The following is a 2,434-nucleotide window of genomic DNA, read 5'->3' as shown; positions in this document are numbered from 1 at the left end:
GGATACTACCGCCGCCAAGACCAAGTAATAGAATCTTTTTCTGGAACGGGTCAGGATGTTCGAGCAGTGTAAAATGTGCAAACGTTTCGTCATCAATCGGATTCGGAATAGAATAGAGTAGGGTTCCGTCGACATAAATATTTTTTTGGAGCCCGATATCGGTTACAGCAATATTGCCATACACGGAATCACGAGTTTCAACTAACTTCTGGTTAGTCCATCGCCATCGAACACTAAGTGTATCCAGTTTGTTACCGATATCGCTGATTGATAAAAGAATAGCTATCAGGCAGAGAACCAGTATTCCTAAAGAACGTAGGGCGGTCAGTTGTGGCTTGTTAACAATCTCATTTCCACGAAAACGAGATTCGGACTGTAGATTTTGCGCTTGTTCAGTTTCTTCTATCATTAACTCTTGCGGTTGTCTTATGAAAGCATAGAACGCTAAGACAGAAAGCGCAAACAGCGCTACCCAGATACTGAACGGGTCTGTCGTTGTTACTAGATAGAACGTATAGACTGTTCCGCCGATTAGCGCACCGACCGATTCGTAGAGATAGATTTTCCCGATTTCTTGAGCGTTATTAACGAGCCGGCAGAAATAACTGAATAATAATCCAAGCGAGAACGGAAATATTGATTGACAGAAAAACGCTGTACTAATAATTTGCGTAAACGTCAACATTTCTTCCGGCGGTACCCGGAGTAGAACTCGTAAACTACGAAATAGCAGCAGACTTATTGGAAGCGCAAGGTTTATCAGGAATAAAAGAAATAATATATAGGTATGCGATTTGAATTTTACGCTTTGCAATTCAGGAGTGTTATTAGCATTTTTGGAATTGGACTGTTGGATTTGTTGCGGAGGCTGATATTCGGAATTCGGATTTGTTCCTTGAATCAGGCTTTGGTTCTTGATACTTGAAACTTTCATTCTAGCGCCGAGTATGCTTCCAAATGAAACCCAAAATAACCACGTGGCTAACATCAATCCGATAGATAACTCATTGCCATAAAATAAAACCAGCGATTCTCGAAGTAATACTATCTGACCAATCGTTGCGGTTATCCCTAACCAGATTGATAGGAGAATAAGCCGATTAACCATACTAAAAATATACCACGAAACCAAAGATACCTTAAATAGAAAAGCGAATTAGAGAACCCCTGGAAGCTCAGAACACTAGGAATTCTGGGATAAACTCCTTAAAATTTTTTTCTGCATCGTTTTCCCGAACTCAATCTCGGAGCGAATTCGTGGTATTACCTTGACTAACCTGTTATTCTTTCGATAGGGGAAAGAAATTCGTTGAAAAAAGTATAAGACTTTAGTCCATAATTTTGTCCCTAAACCAAAATTTTGGATAAATATATTAAAAAAAAAGCCAATTTTGCTCTTTACGAACAAAATTGGCTTATATATACCAGCAATGTTCTCTTGTTATTATTTCCTTTTAATCACCGGCTGCGGTTCAAGATATATCGGTGCTGAAGTCGGCGTAATTGAAATTATCCCAGAGTTGCCGCTTTTCGACCCTGCATCCGTTGCGGTTACATAACAGGTTCCATAGCCTGGTCCTGCGGTAAACACAGCACTATTTGGCCCAGTAGAGACTATAGACCCGACGTTGGTTCCGCTCGTCGTAGTTATCGTCCAGGTATATGGCGGTGTCCCACCAGTTGCATAGAACGCTACCGTATCACCTGGATGTAACGACATATTATTCGGAGGAATAATCGCGATATTTGCGGAGAAATCCGATTGCCGTCGTGGTTGAATCTGTGGACCTCGGAATACGGTCCCTGACTGATATGCGCCAGCAACTCCGATAACGTCAAACTTGATTGACCCCGGTTCAGTTATCGCAGCAGCTGCGCCAGTGCCATCGCCACGCCATAAGTTAGTTACGCCACTACCGTCGTCAATTTTAGTAATTCGCGCACCAGTCGTCGTTGATGCCCAAGACCAGCCCGGCGCATAACTAACATTCGTGAACTTAATTAACGTCCCTTGTACGGAAGAATCGGTATTCAAGGTTGCGGTCGTGATATTTTTCGGTGTCGGGATAGGTAGTGTAATTACTGTGTCTTTATTAATAGCATAGCCTGGAGAAGTTGGGAGTAACTCGAGTTCTCGTTCGCCAGCATAAGTAATAACTCGACCCATAACGGTTACTTGGTCTCCTTCAACCACTGGCCGCATTTTCGAACTATATACCTTAATTCCACCGCTGGTATCTTGGATGTAGATATAGCTCGAACTACTGGTATACGTTCCTGGTTGAGCGATAACAATACCACGGACGGTCTGCATCGAAGAATCAGTTGCAACACGGGCAGTCGCTATCGGAACAATCGTCAGCGAGTTCCGCACCGGAATATAGTAGTATCCGCTACCTGGGTCGCGACTACTTTGCGGTAACGTATCTGTTGC

At 42.9% G+C, this 2,434-nt stretch carries 2 protein-coding genes; both read right to left on the bottom strand.

Annotated elements, in window-relative coordinates; genetic code table 11:
- Positions 1 to 1,108: hypothetical protein (locus tag N3A72_12415; protein ID MCX7920380.1), on the bottom strand; the 1,108-nt coding region annotated here is incomplete at its 3' end.
- A 336-nt stretch (positions 1,109 to 1,444) separates the two neighbouring features.
- A partial coding sequence (locus tag N3A72_12410) for a hypothetical protein (protein MCX7920379.1) occupies positions 1,445 to 2,434 on the bottom strand: 990 nt, incomplete at its 5' end.

Source organism: bacterium, from assembly GCA_026416715.1.
Taxonomy (GTDB): domain Bacteria; phylum UBP4; class UBA4092; order JAOAEQ01; family JAOAEQ01; genus JAOAEQ01.
The sequence above is the reverse complement of the archived record's forward strand: the minus strand, read 5'-3'. Positions and strand labels throughout refer to the sequence as shown.